The organism is Streptomyces sp. NPDC055078 (assembly GCF_053607985.1).
The window spans coordinates 1-2659 of record NZ_JBSGUP010000894.1; the positions used below are offsets into that span (position 1 = coordinate 1).

Consider the following 2659-nt stretch of genomic DNA (forward strand, 5'->3'; position numbering starts at 1 on the left):
TTTGGCGGCTTTGGTTCTTTTCTTGTCGTCGTCGTCCGAAAACCAGCCCTTGACGGTTTCGAAGACGCTCTTTCCGTCGTCCTTCTTCGGCGACGACGATGTGTCCGCATAGGCGATCCCGGGCAGCAGCGAGCCTGCGATTGCCGCTGCCACCAGGCAGGAGACGTATCTCCGGTACGGTTTTCTCACCTCGTTGTCCTTCCGTTCCGGCAGCCCCGGTCACGGCGCATCGCATGTGAAATGGGCACACCGAATGAGCTGGAGCGGAGGCTTCCGCCCAGCTGGAATCCCTTTCCCTGCCATGCGCGTGAGGGCTCGGAGAATCGGCTCACGAACGCGGCGGCGAAAGTATCGACCGCGCGGCGGACACCACGTCAACCCCCGGGACATTCGGGACACTAGGCGGTTGATGGTGGGCGGAATTTGCCCGATTTCTCCGATCGCTTTCGCGGCCGAATGGGCATGGGGTATAACCCCATCCGGTCAGCCGTCCGTCCACGGGGAGAAAGCGGGGGCCGCGTCATGACCGCGAGCGAAACGAGAGAGGAGTACGGGTCCGAGCCGGAGAGCAGGGGCTCCGTGCCGGACGGAAAGGGCCCCGGCCGCCGCCGGGGCCTGGTGATCGCCGGGGCGCTGACGGTCGTCTGCGCGGCCCTCATCGGCTACGGTCTGCTCGGCACCGGCGAGGAGAAGCGGCCGGCGCACCGGGCCGCCCCGCCGACAGCGGAGGTGACCTACGAGGTCACCGGCGAGGGCACGGCGGAGATCTCCTACCGCACCGGCGGCGGTCCCGGCTCCTCGGCGGTCGTCAGAAACGCCGCCCTCCCCTGGACGAAGTCGGTCCGCCTCCCGCCCGGCCAGACCCCGACCGTCGCGGTCGTCCTCGGCGACCGGGGCGGGCGGGCCGTGTGCACCCTCGCGGTGCGCGGCGAGCATGTGCAACGCGCCACCGCGACGGGGAGGTTCGGCCGCGCGACCTGCGGCGGGGAGCGGCTGCCGGGGTGAGGGGCCTTCCCCCGAGGGTCAGCGCGTGCCCGTGTCGATCTCCGCCCACACCGTTTTCCCGCTCGGCGGGTACGGCTCAGTCCCCCACCGGTCCGCCAGCAGCAGCCCGCGCCCGGACTCGCCCTCCGGCGACGCCTCCTCCGGGGGCACGGCCGCCCGCTCCCCGGGCGTCGGTGACCTCCACCCGCAGCCTGCGGGTGGAGGCTCGAACGCGAGCCGGAGCCGGAACCCCCGACCCCGTACCTGTCCGTGCATCACCGCGTTCGCGGCCAGTTCGGCGGCAACGACCTCGGCCCGGTCCATGACGCCGGGCGGGATTTCCCACCTCCGGAGCGTGCCGACCGTGAGCTGCCGGGCGAGCCTCGCCCCGAGCCGGGTGGCGGGCAGCCGCCGCCTGAACACACGTACGGTAAGGGGGAGTTGGGTTGCGAAGATGTGCATGGCCGACACGATGACGACGGTTCCGGGGCTGTCACCAGCTACCTGGCCGTGTACGCGCGTGCCGCGTACACGGCTGTTCGATGGACAGTACTCCCGCCGCCGCTCACTCTGGGTGAGTTCCGCTCGGGGCAGGCGCCCCACGCAAGGACCCGGAGGTGTGGTGTATGACCATCGACGAGACCGAGACAGCGGCGGGTGACTGGGAACGCGAACCCGACCCGTCGGACAGTCTGCGCACGTTCGGGGCCGTCGTCCAGGCTTTACGCGAACACGCGGGCCTGAGCCGCGCCGAGTTCGGCGTCCTGGTCAGCTTCTCCAAACACACGGTCGCCTCGGTCGAGGTGGGCCGCCGCATGCCCGACGAGTCCTTCGTCGAACGAGCCGAGGAGGCGCTGGGGAACACGGGCGCGTTGCGGAAGGCCGCCAGGTTCCTGTCGCGGGGTGAGCCGGGGCTGGCGGCCTGGTTCCGCCGATGGGCCCGCCTGGAGAAGGAGGCGGTGAGCCTGTGTACGTATGAGTGCAGGCTGGTGCCGGGGCTGTTGCAGTCGGAGGGGTACGCGCGGGCTGTGTTCGAGCGGCACATCCCGATCTTGTCCGACGAGCAACTGGAAGCACAGGTCAACGCTCGGCTGGAACGCCAGCAGATGTTGAGGGAGCGTTCCCATGTCCCGTTCAACTTCATCGTGGAGGAGGCGGTGTTCAGGCGCAGGTTCAGCGGCATGGAGCCGATGCGCGACCTGCTCGATCAAGTACTGGAGCACAGCTCGGCGCGCAACGTGACCCTCCAGGTCGTGCCACTGGACGCACCACTGCACGCTTGTCTGAACGGCCCGATTCGTCTGCTGGAGACGGCGGAAGGCCGGCGCTTTGCCTACTCCGAGGGACAGGAGAACGGTCGACTGATTGCCGACGTGAAAGAGGTGAGCTCACTCCAGCACCGCTATGACACACTGCGGTCGCAGGCCCTGAACCACGACGAATCGCGGGGCCTACTGGAGCGACTGCGAGGAGAACTATGAGCACGTCGGAGATCGCCTGGTTCAAGTCCAGCTACAGCGGCTCGGCGGGCGACGACTGTATCGAAGTCACCGTCACCGAACAGGCAGTAGGGGTCCGGGACTCCAAGGACATAGCGCGCCCCTGCCTCGCCGTCAGCCACGACGGCTGGGCCCGCTTCGTCCGGTACGCCGCCCACACCTGATCCGTACCGAGC

4 protein-coding genes are annotated in these 2659 nt (G+C 68.9%); 3 read left to right on the forward strand and 1 reads right to left on the reverse strand.

Translation table 11 applies throughout. The features are described 5' to 3' along the window. The first annotated feature begins 522 nt into the window (after positions 1–522). Positions 523–1005: a hypothetical protein gene (locus tag ACWF94_RS38275; RefSeq protein WP_453499537.1), complete on the forward strand. Its 483-nt coding sequence runs from the start codon at positions 523–525 to the stop codon at positions 1003–1005. Positions 1006–1023: 18 nt separating this feature from the next. Here the strand turns inward: ACWF94_RS38275 and ACWF94_RS38280 are convergent, their stop codons facing one another. Next, on the reverse strand, positions 1024–1446 hold the full coding sequence (locus tag ACWF94_RS38280; RefSeq protein WP_453499539.1) for an ATP-binding protein: 423 nt from the start codon (positions 1444–1446) through the stop codon (positions 1024–1026). Between the two features lie 164 nt (positions 1447–1610). On the opposite strand from ACWF94_RS38280, the gene ACWF94_RS38285 reads away from it, so the two are divergent. Together ACWF94_RS38285 and ACWF94_RS38290 are read left to right on the forward strand one after the other, a co-directional pair. Continuing rightward, complete coding sequence (locus ACWF94_RS38285) at positions 1611–2465, forward strand: helix-turn-helix domain-containing protein (protein WP_453499541.1); 855 nt, start codon at positions 1611–1613, stop codon at positions 2463–2465. Further along, positions 2462–2647 carry a DUF397 domain-containing protein gene (locus tag ACWF94_RS38290; RefSeq protein ID WP_453499543.1) on the forward strand — a complete coding sequence of 62 codons (186 nt, stop codon included), beginning with the start codon at positions 2462–2464 and terminating at the stop codon, positions 2645–2647. Before ACWF94_RS38285 ends, ACWF94_RS38290 begins: the two co-directional genes overlap by 4 nt. Positions 2648–2659: the final 12 nt, after the last annotated feature.

Coding starts and splice junctions, on each gene's coding strand:
- ACWF94_RS38280 (WP_453499539.1), bottom strand. CDS start 1,446: ATGCACATCTTCGCAACCCAACTCCCCCTTACCGTACGTGTGTTCAGG.
- ACWF94_RS38285 (WP_453499541.1), top strand. CDS start 1,611: ATGACCATCGACGAGACCGAGACAGCGGCGGGTGACTGGGAACGCGAA.
- ACWF94_RS38275 (WP_453499537.1), top strand. CDS start 523: ATGACCGCGAGCGAAACGAGAGAGGAGTACGGGTCCGAGCCGGAGAGC.
- ACWF94_RS38290 (WP_453499543.1), top strand. CDS start 2,462: ATGAGCACGTCGGAGATCGCCTGGTTCAAGTCCAGCTACAGCGGCTCG.